This window comes from Exiguobacterium sp. s35 (genome assembly GCF_018617535.1).
GTDB lineage: Bacteria > Bacillota > Bacilli > Exiguobacteriales > Exiguobacteriaceae > Exiguobacterium > Exiguobacterium aestuarii.
Genome location: NZ_JACSKI010000001.1, coordinates 1,562,170 through 1,578,072 on the forward strand (window position 1 = coordinate 1,562,170; position 15,903 = coordinate 1,578,072).

Below are 15,903 nucleotides of genomic sequence, written 5' to 3' on the forward strand. Positions count from 1 at the left end.
TCATGAATCACAAAACACTGCGCGATCTTTTTGACATTCCTCCACCATTCGTCCGCCACCCGTTTCCAAGTCGACTACTTCGCTTCACCGGTCGATTGAAGCGTCCGAAACAATCGTCCATTGAGGTCGTTTTTCGTGTCGGTGGCTTTGGTGTGTTTGATGTGAGTACCTTGACCTTTTTTGAAAATGGTACCGTCCTTCGTCACGTCGATCAATCCGCCCTTTCAATATCCGAGGAATTCGAAGGCGAAGAAGCAGAACAAATTCGTATGAAGTTTGAATCACTCGGAACGCATCGCTGGCCAGCCGTGTTCGAAGAAGCCGAGGGCATCATCACTGTAGATGGTACACAATGGAACCTCAGCGTATACGCTAACGGTAAACTTATTCATGAACATGTCGGTAGTAACGCCTATCCCGACCAATGGAGACAATTGACGCAGCTATTCTGTATTTCTTGAAGAACGACAAAGGGAGTATCCGCGCAGGATACTCCCTTTCGTCAAAGTGCTTGAATCATTTCGACCCGATTGCCGAACGGATCCCGAAACTCGAATCGGTCGAACCCTGGGATCGGGATGCCTTCGGAGTATACAATCTCGTTTTCTGTGAGGACCGCCTTCCAATGACCTAAATCCGTCACAGCATACGCGATATGCGCTTTCGTCTTCTGTCGTTCGACGCCGTCCTCAGTACCAACATGGACGGAACGGTCGCCGACTTGAAGCCAAAACCCGCCACGTCCTTTCAACGACTCTGGCTTCTCGATTTCACGTAGACCGAGAAAGTCACAATAAAACGCTTTCGCCTCTCGTTCCGCTCCAGTTGGAATCGTGAGCTGTACATGATGAATCCCTGTGATCATGCTTCATTTCCCCTTCCGATAGGTCAATCCGATATACTGCATCTTCTCGTTAAACAGACGCGGATACGCCAAGTAACCGACGAGTGTCGCCGAGATGGAAGCAGTCGTCAAAATCAAGAACAGAATCAAGAGTTGGTACAGCACCGCTTCCATCGGATCAGCCCCACCGATGATGAGACCGCTCATCATTCCCGGTAGCTGGACGAGCCCCATCGTCTTTTGCGCTTCGACGGTCGGGATCATGCTCGTGCGAATCGCGTTCTTCAAGCTACGGTCGATGGCCACTTTCGGTGTCCCTCCAAGTGAGAGGATGAGTTCGATGACATCGTCACTCCGTTCGACCTCGTCTTTGAACTTATTCAGGAAGAGGAGCGACAACACCATGCTGTTCCCGATGACCATCCCGCTGATTGGAATGACCTTTTCCGGTTCAAACGGGATGATGCCGAGTCCGAGCATGAGACCCATCGTCAGCGCTTCGATCGTCACGAGCGTCAAGACGATAATCCACATGATGCCCGGAATCCCGTCCCCTTTCCGTCGAATGTTCTGCGTTGCCGCGACAATCATGAGTAAAATCATCAACAGCATGAAGATCGGACTGTCGCTCTCAAAGACGAACGTCAAGATATAGCCGATAATCAACAGTTGAATGATGGAACGGACGGTCGCGATGATAATATCTCGCTCGAGCCCGAGTCGTAGGACGAGCGTCAAGGCGAGCGGGATAACGACGAAGATGAGCGCCGTTGCAAGTTCAATGTATGACATCAATCTTCCCCCCTGACGAATTGTTGGATGACAGGATCGTCCGATTCATCGATGAACGATGCGTCCCCATACGCAAGCAGTTCCCCGTCTTTCAAGAACCACATGTCGTCACTCACCCGCCGCGCCTGATCTAAGTCATGGGTGATCCAGATGACGGTCACGCCATACGATTGTTGCAGTTTTCGGATGAGTCGCTCGATTTCTTTCACTGTCCGGTAATCAAGGCTTGCCGTGATCTCATCAAGCAAGAGCACGTCCGGTTTATTGACGAGCGTCCGAGCGATGGCGACCCGACTTCGTTCCCCGCCCGATAATGATTTGACGGGTTGGTCGAGGTGCGCCTCACTCAAATCGACGCGATGGAGCAACTCGGTAGCCCTGTCGCGGTCGAGTGTCTCGTCGAAGATGGCTTTCGGGAGATTCAAGTTGTCGTACACCGTTCCTTGAATCATTGGGGCGCTTTGAAATGCCATCCCGATTTTCTTTCGAAGCTCGAGGATATCCATCTCCGCGATATCTTCCCCTTTGAATAAAATCGTTCCCGTGTCTGGTGAAAGCAATCCGTTGATATGCTTCAGACACGTCGTCTTGCCGGCGCCGCTCGGTCCGACGAACGTCGTGATTCGCCCTTCCCGAAACGTCCCGGACACATGGTGCAGGATGTCTTGATGACTCACATCTTTGAATTCAATGATTGACATGCTTCTCTCGCCTCCTGCTTCTAGTGTACAAAAAAGAGAGGATGAGGTGTTCAAGAATGCAGTGTACAATCGGTTTCAACGTGCGATGAATCTCAAAAAGGAATCTAAAGTGATTTCATGATGAGAAAATGCATGATTCAAGAAACTAGTTCATCTTTCGCTAAACATGTTCATTTTAGCTTTAAATGAACATGTTTAGCATTTATTATGTAGTTTAAATGCTATATAATTTGAATAAACATAGTCAAAAGTTCAAAAAATGACTATGTTTATTATTTTTGACTATGTTTAAGGAATGATTAGATGAGAAGTTATAATTATCATTACTTGTCCAACCTCCCTTTACCGATGGACACGGTCCGTTTAATCGGTCGTATAAATGAATATAAAGGAAAGCAAGATTTATATAAGCAACAAGCTCCACAAATCCTCAATACATTACGTGACGTTGCAGTCATTCAATCAACCAAAGCGTCAAATGCAATCGAGGGAATCGTTGTCACAGAAAGTCGCTTACACACCATCATGTCGAAAACGGCAGATCCTGCCGATCGTTCTGAGGCCGAAATTGCAGGTTATCGTGACGTATTGGATTTGATTCATGCCTCAGCGCCAGATATCCCAATCAATCCAAACATCCTGTTACAACTTCATAAAGAATTGTACAAATTTGTACCGGTAGAAGGAGGTAAGTGGAAAAACGTTGATAACGAAATTAGCGAAACGTTTCCAGATGGGACTCGTCGAACACGCTTCATTCCCGTATCCGCATTTGAAACCCCTGCTGCTGTACAAGCTTTGTGTGACAGCCTCAAAGAAAGACGTCAACAAGAAGATGTAGATCCTCTGATTTTAACAAGTTATTTTGTCCTTGATTTTCTTTCAATTCATCCATTCAATGACGGGAACGGACGAATGGCTCGCTTATTAACATTGTTGATGCTCTATCAATCTGGATTTGAAGTTGGGCGATATATCAGTCTTGAAAAAATTATTGAGGAGAGGAAAGAAGACTATTATGAATCGCTTCGATTATCATCCATCCATTGGCACGATAATCGGCAAAATCCATTTCATTGGATCAACTATTTATTGAGTGTCATTTTGGCAGCATACAAAGAGCTTGAAAGCCGTGTCGGTTTGGTGACGACGGGAAGCCAAAATAAAACTGTTCGTATCAGACGATTTGTAGAAGGTAGAATTAGCCCTTTCACAAAGACCGATGTTCGAAATGCATGCCCCGACATCAGCGAAGCAACCATCAACCGCGTCCTTCGTGAATTAAGAGACGAAGGTGTCATCGCCGCTTCCGGACTTGGGAGATCTGCGAAATGGATCAAACAATGATAACTCAAAAAAGCGCCCGACCGTTTCCATACGAAACGATTGAGCGCTTTTGTTAATTATAATTCCGTTCGATGACGAAGCTCGTCTTGTCCCCACGGAAGTACGAGCGTGAATATTCAATCGCTCGTCCCGACTCATCTTCTGTCACCGTCTCGATATGGAAACATGGTGACCCGAGTGGGCAGTTGAGGAGCGTACTCACCTTCTCGTCAGCAAGGGCAATCTCCAATGCCTCCGTCGTCTTCGCGACATGGACATCATGGACTTCAGCCAGTGTTCGGAAAAGTGAATGCTCCGCCTGTTCTTTCGTGATCCCCGGTGCAATCTTCCACGGAATGAACGAGACCTCGTACTGTGTCGGCTCCCCGTCCGCATGACGAATCCGCTCAATCTTTTGAATCGGCGCATTGTCCTCTGCTTCGAACACCGAGGCGATTTGGCCGGATGCCGAGATGACAGAGATGTCGATGAGCGCCACTTGGCCTCGCTTCCCTTGTACAGCAAGCTGGGCCGCATAGTTGTTCGGTGTATACGACAACGTCTGCTGGACTTTCTTTCCGGCAACGAACGTGCCACGGCCTTGCTGACGGACTAAATATCCTTCCGTCGTCAACTGATTGAGGGCGCCACGCACCGTCGTTCGGCTCACATCGAACTCCTCGCAAAGCGCGTACTCGGTCGGAAATTTCTCCCCTTCTTTATAATGCCCACTTTTGATGCGGGACAACAATTCATCCTTGATTGCGGTTTGGAGCGTCGATTGCGACATACCTCCATCTCCTTTACGTTAGGTTGGTTCCTTTATTGTGATACAGCAATCATACAATTGCAAATACAAAAAACTAATTGTATTATTTGTATTTTTTATATTGCTGAAAGTTGTACTATTTGTTATATTTGTTACGACAAAAAGAAATCGCTTTCAAAAGGAGGAGTTGACACCATGGCAGTCAAGGTCGTCATCATCGGCGGTGGGTCTAGTTACACCCCGGAAATCATCGAAGGATTGATTGATCGGCAAGCATCGTTCCCCGTTCGGGAGATCGTGCTCGTCGATATCGAAGAAGGGAGGGAGAAACTAGAGATTGTCGGTCGTCTCGCTCAGCGGATGATCGAGAAGGCCAACGCCGAGATCACACTCAGTTGGACGCTCGACCGAAGAGCCGCACTCGTCGGCGCAGATTTTGTTTCGACACAGATTCGGGTCGGTGGACTCAAGGCACGGGCTCTCGATGAACGCATCCCGCTCAAGCATGGCTTCATCGGACAAGAGACGAACGGCGCAGGTGGATTATTCAAAGCGTTCCGCACGATCCCCGTTTTAATCGACTTGGCCAATGAAGTCGCCGAGATTTGTCCGGACGCCTGGCTTGTCAACTTCACCAATCCGGCGGGCATCGTCACCGAGGCCGTACTCAAGCACTCATCTCATAAGAAGGTCATCGGTGTCTGCAACATCCCGTTCAACATGCGGAACTCGGTCGCAGAGATTCTCAAGACGCCGGTCGAACGAGTCGCGATTGAATTTATCGGATTGAACCATTTCGTCTTCGGTCGTCATGTTTGGGTCGACGGCGTGGATCGGACAGGTGACGTCCTTTCTTCGCTCAACGCTGGGAACGATTACTCGCCAGCGAACATCGTCGGTCTCGGATGGAGCGAATCGTTCCTATCGTCACTCGGCATGTTACCAAACCCGTATCACCAGTACTATTTCCAGACGAAAGACGTGTTGAAAAAAGACCTCGAGGCGTACGAACAAAACGGCACCCGTGCCGAAGTCGTCCAACAAGTCGAGGCGCAATTGTTCGAGAAATATAAAGACGTCGATCTCGCCGTCAAACCGGAAGAGCTTGAAAAACGTGGAGGCGCCTACTATTCAGACGCCGCCTGCAATTTGATGGACTCGATTCACAACGACCGTGGCGACATCCAGACGGTCAACACGCTCAACAACGGAACGATTCGAGACTTACCAGACGACGCGGTCATCGAAGTGAACGCCGTCATCACGAAGTCTGGCCCTCGTCCGATCTCAATCGGGGCATTACCGCTCCCGATTCGTGGACTCATCACGAACTTAAAAACGTTTGAACAGCTCGCCATCCAGGCGGCTGTATCCGGTTCTTACGAGGACGCCTACCTTGCCTGCCTCATGAACCCGCTCATCCAAGACGAGAAACGGATCGACCCGCTTCTCAAAGAGCTGTTCACAGCGCACGAGGCGTACCTACCCCAATTTAAGAAGGAGGTCTATTCATGAACAAGTTTATTGAAATCGCGGGACGTATCGGGTCCCAAAGGCACTTAGTCGCCATCCGTGACGGGTTCGTTTCCGTCATGCCACTTATCATCGTCGGGTCGCTCGCCGTCCTCATCAACAACTTCCCGGCTGTCAACATCGGTAGTCTCTCGCTCGATTTCGTTGGCTCGATGAACAGTCTATTCGGCGAAGGAAATTGGCAAGGACTCGGCGGAAGCATCTGGAACGCTTCGTTCGCCATACTCGGTCTGCTGATCGCTTTCTCAATCGGCTATAACTTGGCCCGTTCGTACGGGATTGACGGACTTGCGGCGGGGATCTTGTCGCTCGCCTCATACATCATGCTCGTACCGGTCACTGCTGACTGGGGTCTTAGTTTCGCATGGCTCGGTGCCCAAGGGCTCTTCGTCGCCATCATCGTGTCGATTGCGGTCACAGAGATGTTCCGCTATCTCATCAATACGAAATTGACAATCAAGATGCCAGAAGGTGTACCGGGCGGGGTTACACGATCGTTCCAAGCGCTCATCCCATCGATGATCATCTTGACAGTCGTCGCAGGTTTCCAGCTTTTCATGACGCTCGTCGTCGAACTCAGTGTCTTTGAAGTCATCTTCAAGGCGATTCAACAACCGCTCCAAGGTTTCGGGGACTCACTCCCAGCTGCCCTTGTCATCGCGTTCTTGAACCACATCCTTTGGTTCTTCGGACTTCACGGGACGAACATCATCGGCTCGGTCATCGAACCGGTCTATCTCCCGCTCATCGAACAAAACTTGGCTGCTTTCCAAGCCGGAACGTCAGCGTTTGATGTGCCGTATACGGTCACAAAACCGTTCTTGGATGCATTCGTCTTCATGGGTGGATCGGGTACGACATTCGCGCTCTTGCTCGCCATCTTCATCGTCGTCCGGAAACAACGGAATCACCCGTATCATCAAGTGGCAAAACTCTCGACACCAGCCAGTCTCTTTAACATCAACGAACCGGTCATCTTCGGTCTTCCAATCGTCTTGAACCCGATCATGCTCGTACCGTTCATCTTAGTACCGGTGACACTCACAATCATCTCATACGTCGCCCTCTCGACAGGTATGGTTCCGAAGACGGTCGCCATCGTTCCTTGGACGACGCCACCGATCATCAGCGGATACCTCGTTACTGGTGGTAGCGTCCGTGGTGTCTTGCTTCAAATCGTCAACTTGTCGATTGCAACAGCCATGTACATCCCATTCGTCATGGCAGGAGCGAAAGCGATGACAGCCGAAATCAACAAAAACAAAGCTACAACCGAGGAAGGAGAAAAGATTTCGTGAAAACCGAAACGATTCAAGAACTCTCATTTATGATTATCCTACATGCCGGGAATGCCCGTTCTGCTGCATTTGAAGCCATCGCGGCTTCGAAACGCGGTGAAACAGACACGGCGACAGACAAATTAAAAGAAGCCGATGCGGCTTTTCTAGACGCACACAAACTACAGACTGAACTGTTACAAGAAGAGGCACGGGGGACGACGAGCGATATGAGCGTCCTCCTCGTCCACGCACAAGACCACCTCATGACAGCGATGACCGTGAAAGAACTCGCCGTCGAAATGATTGACATGATTACTCGTTTGAATCGATTGGAGGAAACAACATGAACATCTTACTCGTCTGCTCGGCAGGCATGTCGACATCAATTTTAGTGGAAAAAATGCGAAAAGAAGCTGCGACACGTGGAATCGACGCATCGATTGACGCAATCCCTGAGTCTCGTTTGAAAGAACAGACGAACGTCGATGTCATCTTGATCGGACCACAAGTCCGTTACCTCGAAGGGAAAATCAAATCGTCCGTCGACGTACCGGTCGCGGTCATCGACAACATGGCGTACGGGATGATGAAAGGCGACCTCGTCCTCGACCAGGCACTCGGGCTCGTCAATGCCTAAGACGTTTGTCCTGATCAACGCCGATGATTTCGGATTGACGACAGGTGTGAACGCCGGCACCTTGGAAAGTCATCTGAATGGAATCGTGAATTCGGCGACGATGATCATGAACGGTCATGCCGTCGAGGAAGCCGTTCGACTCGCAAAACAATATCCATCGCTCCGCGTCGGCGTCCATCTCGTCTTGTCATGGGGTAAACCGCTCGCCGACACGAGTGCGCCCCTTACAAAAGAAGACGGCACGTTCCGCTACACGAGCCGCTTCTTAACTGAGACACCACCTGATCCGGAGCTCGTCTATCTCGAGTGGAAAGCCCAGATTGAGGCGTTCCTCGCGACAGGTCTCCCGCTCGACCATCTCGACAGTCATCACCACGTTCATGGTTGGCCGGTCTTACATGACGTCATCATTCGTCTCGCTGAAGAATATGACACGACGTTTCGGGCCTTAACAACGCTCGGGTCGCGCCGAGACTTGTGGGTGACCGAACGATTTAGTGATCAATTTTACGCGGACGGTGTCTCCCATGTGACGCTTGATGCCATCGAACCTGGAGACTCCATCGAAGTGATGGTACACCCGGCCGAGCTCGACGATCATCTTCCAAGTGTCACTTCTTACCTCGAACCACGCCTCCTCGAAAAACAGGTATTGGTCGACTATAAGCGCCCAGATTGGTGGGCATGACAAAAGCGGGTTCCCTTAGTGGGGACCCGCTTTTTATAGGTCAAATGCTTGTTGAATCTGTGCTGCCGTCTCTTCCGGACTTAAATGGGTGTTGTCGATACGGAGATAATGCTCGACATCCAATTCCCCCGGACGTGAATTCAATCGATACATCGTCGCCGTCTGTTTCAGTTCTGCCTCGGACCAAGCGATGTCTCGCTTCGACGGTTTATGCGTAAGACGATTCTCGGTCGTATTGCGCGCGAGCCGCTCCTCCATCTCCGCCTCGAGCTCGACATAGTAAATGTCCGCCCCGTGTGATTCGAACAAGTCCGTCACGTTCTTCACATAGTCCCAGTCTTCCTGCATATCGAACGCCCAGACGAACGTGAAAATCATTCCAGGCAGATCACTTTTCGCGACCGATTCGAACAGTTCTTGACGGAACAGCTGGACGAGCCGTTTTCCTTCCGCCGTGCCGTAATTGAAGAACGGTCCGACGAGATCGATCGTCATATGGTTGTGGAATAACTTCAGTCCGGCTTTATCGGCGAGCGCCTGACCGACCGTCATCTTGCCGACGGCTTGCGGACCAAATAAGATGATGAACTTCATTGAATTTCCCCCTGCGTTTTTGACGATTTTACCATGAACGTTCAATCGTAGAACCCTCCTAAAATATTTGTTTACCTCTATCCAATTGAAGGAATAAGCATAACATCGAACTTTTTGAACTACCTCCACCTACGCTTCGCTTAGAGGTGGAGGATTCCTGAGTTATCCGACCTATCGGTCGAAACCTGATCAGGCTAACCCCGTCGTCCCGACGGTTGAAGCAGCCAAGATACGTTCTGCTTCTTGTTTGAGATTCAGTCCTGCGTTCACATCGCGGTCGTGATGGACCCCGCAATTCGGGCATGTCCATTCACGCAGGCTTAGATGCTTCACGTCGTTGTGTCGATGGCCGCAACCCGAACAGAGCTGGCTCGAGGCGAAGGTCTTCCCGACCTTCACGACGGTCTTCCCGTACCAGTCGGCCTTGTATTCAAGCATGCGGAAGAACTCCGACCAACTCACCTCGGAGATGGACTTGCTCAATTTGCGGTTCTTCTGCATGTTCTTCACCTGCAAGGTCTCGATACCGATGACGTCGTGTTTTTTGACGATCTCGGTCGATACCTTGTGCAGGAAGTCTGTCCGCTTGTTGGCGATCTTCTCGTGGATACGGGCGACCTTCCGCTTCTGCTTCTGGTAGTTTTTCGCCTCGGACAGTTTCACCTTCCTGTTCAAGGCGATGAGCTGACGACGGGATAACTTCCGCTGCTCGCGCGCCAGCTTCTTCTCGAGCGTACGGAAATAACGGTCGTTTTGGTATACGGTTCCGTTTGACAGGATAGCGAAATTCTTCAGCCCGACGTCGACGCCGACGGATGAGCCGGTCTTCGGCAGTTCGTCGATCTCCTGCTCTGTGAGCAGGGACACGAAGTATTTGCCTGAAGCTGTACGTCGGATCGTGGCGTTCAAGATACGCCCCTTGACCTGCTTCGAGTTGGCGAAAGTAACCCACTTCAGCTTCGGGAGCTTGAGTTTGTTTCCGATGATCGAGATTTCGGGGATCTGATTATTCTTCTCGATATTCGTCTTGTATGATTGAACAGGGTTCCGCTTCGACTTGAAGCGAGGGCGCTCGTTCTGTTTCTTGAAGAAGCGTTCATAGGCGTCGGCCAGATGCTTGACGCTAGTCTGAAGGGAATGGCTGTCGACCTCTTTTAACCAGTCGAACTCCTGCTTCAGCAAAGGGATCTCTTTCGAACAAGATTCGTAGGAGAGTCCTTTACCAGTCGCTTGATAGGTTTCATCCCATTTCGCCAAGAAGTGGTTGAAGACGAAACGCGAACAACCGATCGTCTTCGCAATCAGGATCTCCTGCTTTTTTGTCGGGTAGATTCTGAATTTGTAAGCCTTGTGTTTCAGCATGATGTTCACCTCCTTGAAGGTAGTATACCCGAAAGGAGAGTGGGCGGTTCACCTCCCACTTACACTTCGTTTAGAAGTGGGAGTACTCTCGCTTAATTTTGATAGAAAGAAGGTGCCCCCGTGACTTGTCCCCACTGCGGAAAGAAGACACGATCGAAAACGGTCTGTCCGACGTGTGGCCGCCGCTCACGTCGCACGATTTGGTTACTCGTCACCCCGCTCGCCATTGCACTCATCGCTTTTGCCACCTTCATTGGAAACGCCTATTTCACTGATATGTTGCGTTCGACTGACTCGCTCGCCGACCAGGTCGACTTACCGATTGGAGAGGATACGGTTTCTGCTGACGAAGCGACGACCGTTGACTTCGATACGTTACAAGAAAGCCTCTTTACCGTCAGTTATGGAACCGGCTTTTTGGTCAGTTCCCGTGATGTCGTCACCGCGGCCTCGAACGTAGCCGGCTTAACGAACATCATCATGTACCATGACGGACAAGCCGTCTCTGGAACAGTCGTCGGTCGTACGAATCTCATTGCCGTCATTCGCATTGAAGAAACCGACAAAACGCCGTTCTTGTTGACACAAGCCATCGCCGCAGAAGATGAGACATTACTCACACTGACAATGAAAGAACGAATCAATGGTACGGTCACGTTCGCTGAGAACGGATACATCCGAAACTTTGAATTACCTCGTTATGCGTATGGTAGTCCACTTCTTTCCGCATCCGGTCGGGTCGTCGCCATCCACTTGCGAGGAATCGCCTTACCGACTGCTTTATTCGAACGAGATTTACGCACATTGATTGATTCAGACACACCCGCACCGCCACCAGTCGAACTCGCACCCGTCGAGCCGATTCGACCAGATTTGACAGAAGAACCAGTCGTCATCCCGGAAGCTCCAAGTGTTCCAGAGACACAGCCTGAGCTACCGCCAGCGACTGAACCGGAAGTACCGGCTGAGGAGAACGTCGAGGAAGAGGTTGTCGAAGAAGAGACCGAACCGGCTACGCCTGAGGTGACACCTGAAGAACCGACAGAACCACCTACAGAGCCAGAAGAACCGGTTGATCCTCCGGACACGGAAGAGCCGATCGAAGAAGACCCTCCGGTGACAGAACCCGAAGTTCCTACTGAACCTGAGGAGCCGGTCGAACCGGAAGAGCCAGCCGAGCCGGAAGAACCGACCACGCTCGAGCCGGATGGTGAAGAAGGCTCCATCGTCGAGGACGACCCAGCCACGGAGGAAGAAGTGTTGGAAGAAGAAAATGTTGAAGAAAACGACACAAGCACACCATCCGAGTGATGGTGTGCTTGTCATTTGTCTTGCGTGAATCGTCGTTGCAGATTACCGAGTACTGCCCCGAGTCCGAGTAAAAGGATCGATAGCGCCCAAAACGGAAGTGCGTCTTGCAGTAACCAGACGACGAGTGCGCTGAAGCCAATCACGGCCCCGAGCCATAAAAAGTTACGTTGTCCCATAAGGTTCACCTCGTCCTCATCATAACACATCGATGCGATGCGCCGTCGTCTGCGGCGGCAAGGAACGCGTCATTTGTTCATCGTGCTCGACTTTTACATATTGACCGACAAGAAGTGGTGTTTCTTCAGGAAACTGTTCCTCTAAATGAAACACGATGCCGTCGAACGGCTCTGCCTCTCGTGATGGAGCGACTCGAATTTTCCCTTCCAGCACTTCTGCGATATAACCCGTGAACGTCGCCATGTCCTCCCCTCCTTTTCAAGCCTCACTTTCTATTTCCCGTTTTTACAAAAGATGCTACTCCCTTGTTTCAAGAACAAGTATAATGAAGCCACAACGATACTCGTGAGGAGGAGTCTATATGACACACACCATCGATTTACACACCCCAGAATTCCAACGCACGTTCCTCGAAATGATGCTCCTCGGAGAATTGACAGACGAGTATAACAAAGAAGCAATCACGGAGCTTGCAACTCGTGGCGAAACCACATTTCCAGAAGATCCATTCTTCCCAGCGATGCGTGCCTACCCATATATCCGTGAAGGGAATACCGCACAAGCAAAGGAATGGCTCGATCGAGCAAGCGAGCTCGGTGACCATTTCATCCTGCATATGCTGAACGGCATCGTTAGCGAAGATACGGGCTTCACGTTCGAGGCGGAGCAACACTTCCTGCGAGGTGTCGAACGCTATCCCGACGTCCCGCTCATGCACCGTGCCATCGCCATCCACTATTTCGAGCGGAAGTTCTACGGAGAGGCCGGCCTTCACGTCATGCATTATGTCCGTCTCGCCGGACTCGGCCCGGACACCGTACCGATGCTTCTCGAGTTTTTCCAAGTATACGATGACATCCCGATCGAGATGGTCGATGAACTGATGAAGACCGCAAGTGGCTATTTAACGCACAATCCGCACAACCCACACGCCCATTCCTTATATGCTGCCGTCTGCAGTCAACGATTCGCTTCCCTTTCAGCCGGACTCGAAGATGAGGACCCGCTCACGGAAGAGATGATTTGGATGCTTCTCGAAGTTGAAAATCACGGAATGTGGAGCGCGACCTACGATCGCAGTGAAGACCGTGCGTTCCGGCACATGTTCGCAGATTACGTCAATAACGTCATCCTCCCGAATACGTCACAGTTTTATGTACTGCGTCTTCGGATGCGTTACTGGACACGTCGCCTGACGCACCGCTTCACCGGTGGCTACACCGTCCCGATGCCATAAAAAAAATCACGCCTAAGCTAGGCGTGATTTTTTAGGTTACCCCGCGTACGGTTTAATCGGGCCGCGTAGGCTGAAGGAATAGTCCTCTGGGTCGACAATCCCGACGACTTCGTCCCCTTCAAGCAAATCATATAAGAATTCAGCCATCTCGCGTGCCGTATGATACTTCGCCACGTTCTCGCTATAATCGAATCCTTCCGTATCTCGTGCCCGGTCGGCGAAGCTCGTCTCGGTCGCTGCCGGTGCGAGCACTTTCGCCCGAAGCTTCGCGCCGCTATTCATTAATTCCTGTGCGAGACCTTCCGTATAGGCACTCACGTAAAACTTCGTCGCACAATACGTGACCGAGTTCGGCACGATGCGATATCCCCCGACGGACGATACGTTCAACAGTTGTGCCCCTTCGACATCGTGGTAGTCACGGACGTATAGACTTGATAGTACGGTGAGCGCCTCAATATTCAGGCGAATCATATTCTCAATCTTGCCTAAATCGACATCTTTGATGAGGTCTGCATCACCGAACCCGGCATTGTTGATCCACGTCTCGATATCGAGGTCGGCGAGAGATTCATACAGACCGTATACGTTCTCGCTGTACGAAAGGTCCGTCGATTTGATGATGACATCACTATCTGATGAGATTGATTTGATCTCGTCACGTAACGATTCGAGCTCATCCTTTCGTCTCGCGACGAGGACGAGTGACTTTCCTTTTTCGGCGAGTAGCTTCGCCGTCTCATAACCGATTCCCGAACTAGCTCCTGTAATGACGGTATACTTCATGTGATCCACTCCTTTTTATCGTTTACCCTGTTCTCATTTCCCTACTTTCTTCTTCATGAATCGTCTCAATGTGAATGAAAAAGCCCTGACTTCAAAGAGACAGGGCTCCCCACATATCATGTTGTGAATCTTCCAATCAACGTCTGTAAATCACCGGTCATACTGCCAAGTGTTTCCGCAACGCCATTCAGTTCTTGAATCATGGCGAGTTGTACGTCAGCCGTCTCTCCGACTTCACGCATCGTATTCGCCGTCTGTTCACTTCCAGATGCCATCGATGCAGTCGTTGTGGCAACTTGTCGCGTCGTCTCAGTGATTTCATTTGACGCGACACGGATGTGTGCTGCGTTCTCCGCAGATGTTTGGAGTTGGGTGACAATTTGTCGGAAGGATGACGTCGCTTCTTCTAACAAAATCGTGTTTGTTTCTACCCGCTTCGCGCTTGACGCATGTCGGTCTAAGACAGCATTCGATTGCACTTGAATCGATTCGATTAACCCAGCGATTTTCATAGCGGACTGTTTCGATTGCTCGGCGAGTTTACGCACCTCTTCCGCGACCACCGCAAACCCCTTTCCATGCTCGCCCGCTCGTGCCGCTTCGATGGCCGCATTCAATGCCAACAAGTTCGTCTGGTCCGTGATCGATTGAATGACTTCTGTGATCAAGGCAATTTCGTCCGATTGCTGTTTTAAAACGGTGATGGATTCTCCCGTCGCTACGGTCTCTTTTTCTAATGCGAGTACTTCGTCTTTTGCTTGTCGGATTGACTGTTCTCCTCGTTCCGCCAGCTCGAGACTCTTTTCCACGTCATCGTTGATGGTACCAATCGAAGTGGCAATCCGCTCCACACCAAGGTTCGCCGCCGCCACTTCACGTCCGCTTTGCGTCGCCTGTCGCGCTTGTTGAATCGTCTGTTGAACGACTTGGTCGATTCGTCTCGTCGTTTCTTCTGTTTGAGAAGACATCTCTTCGGTACTTGCATACAATTCTTCCGATTGAGCCGTAATGTCTTGTGCATTCCGACTCACTTCATCAATCAACTCACGCAAATTCGACTTCATCTGGTTGAAACCGGTAATTAATTGGCCAATTTCATCATTCGAAAGCGCTTTCGAATTTTCGCGTGTTAAATCACCGTTTGCGACAATACCGACCTCATATGATAATTCACGTAATGGACGTGTGACGATTCTCTGCAAGATGACTCCAGCCAAGAGAGCTAAGAGGAACGTCAACAGCGAGATCCCAATCATATAATAATTCGATCGCTCACTTAGCTTGGTAAGCTCAAGTTGGCTCTGTTGCATCGTCTGTTCCGCCTTCTCCTGAATCGATTCACCTTTTGTCGTAATCGCAGCCGTCATGTCTGGCATGATCTTTATCATCAGACGCTCAATCGTCTCCGTTTCGTTTGCATCGACGGCATCGACGAGTTGGACGGTCAAGTCATCATAACCAATCGCATAAGACAACAACGTATTCATTTCGTCGATTTCTTCCTGCGTTTCCGCAAGCGAAAGAAGTTCAATGATGGCCTCCTTCTTGCCTACTTTTCCCTGTTCGATTTGGTCTAGTCGATCCGGTTGAGGTGACATGACATAGCCACGTGCCCCATACGCTTGACGCATCATTTCACGAGAAAGTTTGTCTGCCGCCAACATCTTCGTCACATCTTGTTTGATCACATGTTCATACTCACTCGTCAGACGTTCCATGTTGAAGATGGCATAGCCCATCCCACATGCGATGACGAGAAGAATGGCAATGATGCCCCCAAACAATTTTTTGGTCAATGATAATTGCTTCAATTTTTTCATAAACATAGCAAGGATTTCTCCTCATTTCACCTCGATTCTGTTAGAT

The 15,903-nt window shown here is 50.3% G+C and carries 19 protein-coding genes; 9 read left to right on the forward strand and 10 right to left on the reverse strand.

All coding sequences use genetic code 11. The features are described 5' to 3' along the window. The first annotated feature begins 2 nt into the window (after positions 1-2). On the forward strand, positions 3-461 hold the full coding sequence (locus KNO75_RS07990) for a hypothetical protein (protein ID WP_214820907.1): 459 nt from the start codon (positions 3-5) through the stop codon (positions 459-461). Between the two features lie 41 nt (positions 462-502). Here KNO75_RS07990 and KNO75_RS07995 read toward each other — a convergent pair whose 3' ends face one another. The 3 genes from KNO75_RS07995 to KNO75_RS08005 are packed head-to-tail and all read right to left on the reverse strand — an operon-like array spanning position 503 to position 2,337. After that, positions 503-865, reverse strand: coding sequence for a VOC family protein (locus KNO75_RS07995; protein ID WP_214820915.1), 363 nt, complete (start codon positions 863-865; stop codon positions 503-505). A 3-nt stretch (positions 866-868) separates the two neighbouring features. After that, entirely contained in the window at positions 869-1,636 is a 768-nt protein-coding gene (locus KNO75_RS08000; RefSeq protein ID WP_074035973.1) for an ABC transporter permease, read from the reverse strand. Beyond that, entirely contained in the window at positions 1,636-2,337 is a 702-nt protein-coding gene (locus KNO75_RS08005) for an ABC transporter ATP-binding protein (RefSeq protein ID WP_214820917.1), read from the reverse strand. The genes KNO75_RS08000 and KNO75_RS08005 overlap by 1 nt, the downstream gene beginning before the upstream one ends. Positions 2,338-2,640: 303 nt before the next feature. On the opposite strand from KNO75_RS08005, the gene KNO75_RS08010 reads away from it, so the two are divergent. Continuing rightward, positions 2,641-3,684, forward strand: a complete 1,044-nt coding sequence (locus tag KNO75_RS08010) for a Fic family protein (protein WP_251126071.1) — start codon at positions 2,641-2,643, stop codon at positions 3,682-3,684. A 52-nt stretch (positions 3,685-3,736) separates the two neighbouring features. Here the strand turns inward: KNO75_RS08010 and KNO75_RS08015 are convergent, their stop codons facing one another. Further along, on the reverse strand, positions 3,737-4,453 hold the full coding sequence (locus KNO75_RS08015) for a GntR family transcriptional regulator (protein ID WP_214694104.1): 717 nt from the start codon (positions 4,451-4,453) through the stop codon (positions 3,737-3,739). A 174-nt stretch (positions 4,454-4,627) separates the two neighbouring features. Between KNO75_RS08015 and KNO75_RS08020 the strand changes: the two genes are divergently transcribed. The 5 genes from KNO75_RS08020 to KNO75_RS08040 are packed head-to-tail and all read left to right on the forward strand — an operon-like array spanning position 4,628 to position 8,570. Continuing rightward, positions 4,628-5,947 carry a 6-phospho-beta-glucosidase gene (locus KNO75_RS08020; protein WP_214820919.1) on the forward strand — a complete coding sequence of 440 codons (1,320 nt, stop codon included), beginning with the start codon at positions 4,628-4,630 and terminating at the stop codon, positions 5,945-5,947. Next, positions 5,944-7,263 (forward strand): PTS sugar transporter subunit IIC, encoded by a 1,320-nt coding sequence (locus tag KNO75_RS08025; RefSeq protein WP_214820921.1) that lies wholly within the window; start codon positions 5,944-5,946, stop codon positions 7,261-7,263. Before KNO75_RS08020 ends, KNO75_RS08025 begins: the two co-directional genes overlap by 4 nt. After that, positions 7,260-7,592, forward strand: coding sequence for a PTS lactose/cellobiose transporter subunit IIA (locus KNO75_RS08030; RefSeq protein WP_353047555.1), 333 nt, complete (start codon positions 7,260-7,262; stop codon positions 7,590-7,592). Before KNO75_RS08025 ends, KNO75_RS08030 begins: the two co-directional genes overlap by 4 nt. Continuing rightward, positions 7,589-7,882, forward strand: a complete 294-nt coding sequence (locus KNO75_RS08035) for a PTS sugar transporter subunit IIB (RefSeq protein WP_214786597.1) — start codon at positions 7,589-7,591, stop codon at positions 7,880-7,882. Before KNO75_RS08030 ends, KNO75_RS08035 begins: the two co-directional genes overlap by 4 nt. Continuing rightward, entirely contained in the window at positions 7,875-8,570 is a 696-nt protein-coding gene (locus KNO75_RS08040; RefSeq protein ID WP_214820923.1) for a carbohydrate deacetylase, read from the forward strand. The genes KNO75_RS08035 and KNO75_RS08040 overlap by 8 nt, the downstream gene beginning before the upstream one ends. A gap of 33 nt (positions 8,571-8,603) precedes the next feature. On the opposite strand, the gene KNO75_RS08045 is transcribed toward KNO75_RS08040, so the two are convergent. Then, entirely contained in the window at positions 8,604-9,164 is a 561-nt protein-coding gene (locus KNO75_RS08045; protein WP_214820925.1) for an AAA family ATPase, read from the reverse strand. Between the two features lie 189 nt (positions 9,165-9,353). Then, positions 9,354-10,526: an IS200/IS605 family element RNA-guided endonuclease TnpB gene (gene tnpB / locus KNO75_RS08050; RefSeq protein ID WP_214820926.1), complete on the reverse strand. Its 1,173-nt coding sequence runs from the start codon at positions 10,524-10,526 to the stop codon at positions 9,354-9,356. 120 nt (positions 10,527-10,646) lie between these two features. On the opposite strand from tnpB, the gene KNO75_RS08055 reads away from it, so the two are divergent. After that, entirely contained in the window at positions 10,647-11,837 is a 1,191-nt protein-coding gene (locus KNO75_RS08055; protein WP_214820927.1) for a S1 family serine peptidase, read from the forward strand. An 11-nt stretch (positions 11,838-11,848) separates the two neighbouring features. Here KNO75_RS08055 and KNO75_RS08060 read toward each other — a convergent pair whose 3' ends face one another. Together KNO75_RS08060 and KNO75_RS08065 are read right to left on the reverse strand one after the other, a co-directional pair. Next, positions 11,849-12,013 carry a hypothetical protein gene (locus KNO75_RS08060; protein WP_214694121.1) on the reverse strand — a complete coding sequence of 55 codons (165 nt, stop codon included), beginning with the start codon at positions 12,011-12,013 and terminating at the stop codon, positions 11,849-11,851. 19 nt (positions 12,014-12,032) lie between these two features. Continuing rightward, positions 12,033-12,257 carry a YobA family protein gene (locus KNO75_RS08065; protein WP_214820928.1) on the reverse strand — a complete coding sequence of 75 codons (225 nt, stop codon included), beginning with the start codon at positions 12,255-12,257 and terminating at the stop codon, positions 12,033-12,035. A gap of 118 nt (positions 12,258-12,375) precedes the next feature. On the opposite strand from KNO75_RS08065, the gene KNO75_RS08070 reads away from it, so the two are divergent. Next, positions 12,376-13,251: a tetratricopeptide repeat protein gene (locus KNO75_RS08070; protein WP_214820929.1), complete on the forward strand. Its 876-nt coding sequence runs from the start codon at positions 12,376-12,378 to the stop codon at positions 13,249-13,251. 36 nt (positions 13,252-13,287) lie between these two features. Here the strand turns inward: KNO75_RS08070 and KNO75_RS08075 are convergent, their stop codons facing one another. After that, positions 13,288-14,037, reverse strand: a complete 750-nt coding sequence (locus KNO75_RS08075) for an SDR family NAD(P)-dependent oxidoreductase (RefSeq protein WP_214744286.1) — start codon at positions 14,035-14,037, stop codon at positions 13,288-13,290. Between the two features lie 116 nt (positions 14,038-14,153). Beyond that, positions 14,154-15,863: a methyl-accepting chemotaxis protein gene (locus tag KNO75_RS08080; protein ID WP_251126072.1), complete on the reverse strand. Its 1,710-nt coding sequence runs from the start codon at positions 15,861-15,863 to the stop codon at positions 14,154-14,156. Between the last annotated feature and the right edge of the window lie 40 nt (positions 15,864-15,903).

Excerpts from the sequence above, each read along its gene's own strand:
- KNO75_RS07990 (WP_214820907.1), top strand. The coding sequence starts at position 3 with ATGAATCACAAAACACTGCGCGATCTTTTTGACATTCCTCCACCATTC.
- KNO75_RS07995 (WP_214820915.1), bottom strand. The coding sequence starts at position 865 with ATGATCACAGGGATTCATCATGTACAGCTCACGATTCCAACTGGAGCG.
- KNO75_RS08000 (WP_074035973.1), bottom strand. The coding sequence starts at position 1,636 with ATGTCATACATTGAACTTGCAACGGCGCTCATCTTCGTCGTTATCCCG.
- KNO75_RS08005 (WP_214820917.1), bottom strand. The coding sequence starts at position 2,337 with ATGTCAATCATTGAATTCAAAGATGTGAGTCATCAAGACATCCTGCAC.
- KNO75_RS08010 (WP_251126071.1), top strand. The coding sequence starts at position 2,641 with ATGAGAAGTTATAATTATCATTACTTGTCCAACCTCCCTTTACCGATG.
- KNO75_RS08015 (WP_214694104.1), bottom strand. The coding sequence starts at position 4,453 with ATGTCGCAATCGACGCTCCAAACCGCAATCAAGGATGAATTGTTGTCC.
- KNO75_RS08020 (WP_214820919.1), top strand. The coding sequence starts at position 4,628 with ATGGCAGTCAAGGTCGTCATCATCGGCGGTGGGTCTAGTTACACCCCG.
- KNO75_RS08025 (WP_214820921.1), top strand. The coding sequence starts at position 5,944 with ATGAACAAGTTTATTGAAATCGCGGGACGTATCGGGTCCCAAAGGCAC.
- KNO75_RS08035 (WP_214786597.1), top strand. The coding sequence starts at position 7,589 with ATGAACATCTTACTCGTCTGCTCGGCAGGCATGTCGACATCAATTTTA.
- KNO75_RS08040 (WP_214820923.1), top strand. The coding sequence starts at position 7,875 with ATGCCTAAGACGTTTGTCCTGATCAACGCCGATGATTTCGGATTGACG.
- KNO75_RS08045 (WP_214820925.1), bottom strand. The coding sequence starts at position 9,164 with ATGAAGTTCATCATCTTATTTGGTCCGCAAGCCGTCGGCAAGATGACG.
- tnpB (WP_214820926.1), bottom strand. The coding sequence starts at position 10,526 with ATGCTGAAACACAAGGCTTACAAATTCAGAATCTACCCGACAAAAAAG.
- KNO75_RS08060 (WP_214694121.1), bottom strand. The coding sequence starts at position 12,013 with ATGGGACAACGTAACTTTTTATGGCTCGGGGCCGTGATTGGCTTCAGC.
- KNO75_RS08065 (WP_214820928.1), bottom strand. The coding sequence starts at position 12,257 with ATGGCGACGTTCACGGGTTATATCGCAGAAGTGCTGGAAGGGAAAATT.
- KNO75_RS08070 (WP_214820929.1), top strand. The coding sequence starts at position 12,376 with ATGACACACACCATCGATTTACACACCCCAGAATTCCAACGCACGTTC.
- KNO75_RS08075 (WP_214744286.1), bottom strand. The coding sequence starts at position 14,037 with ATGAAGTATACCGTCATTACAGGAGCTAGTTCGGGAATCGGTTATGAG.
- KNO75_RS08080 (WP_251126072.1), bottom strand. The coding sequence starts at position 15,863 with ATGTTTATGAAAAAATTGAAGCAATTATCATTGACCAAAAAATTGTTT.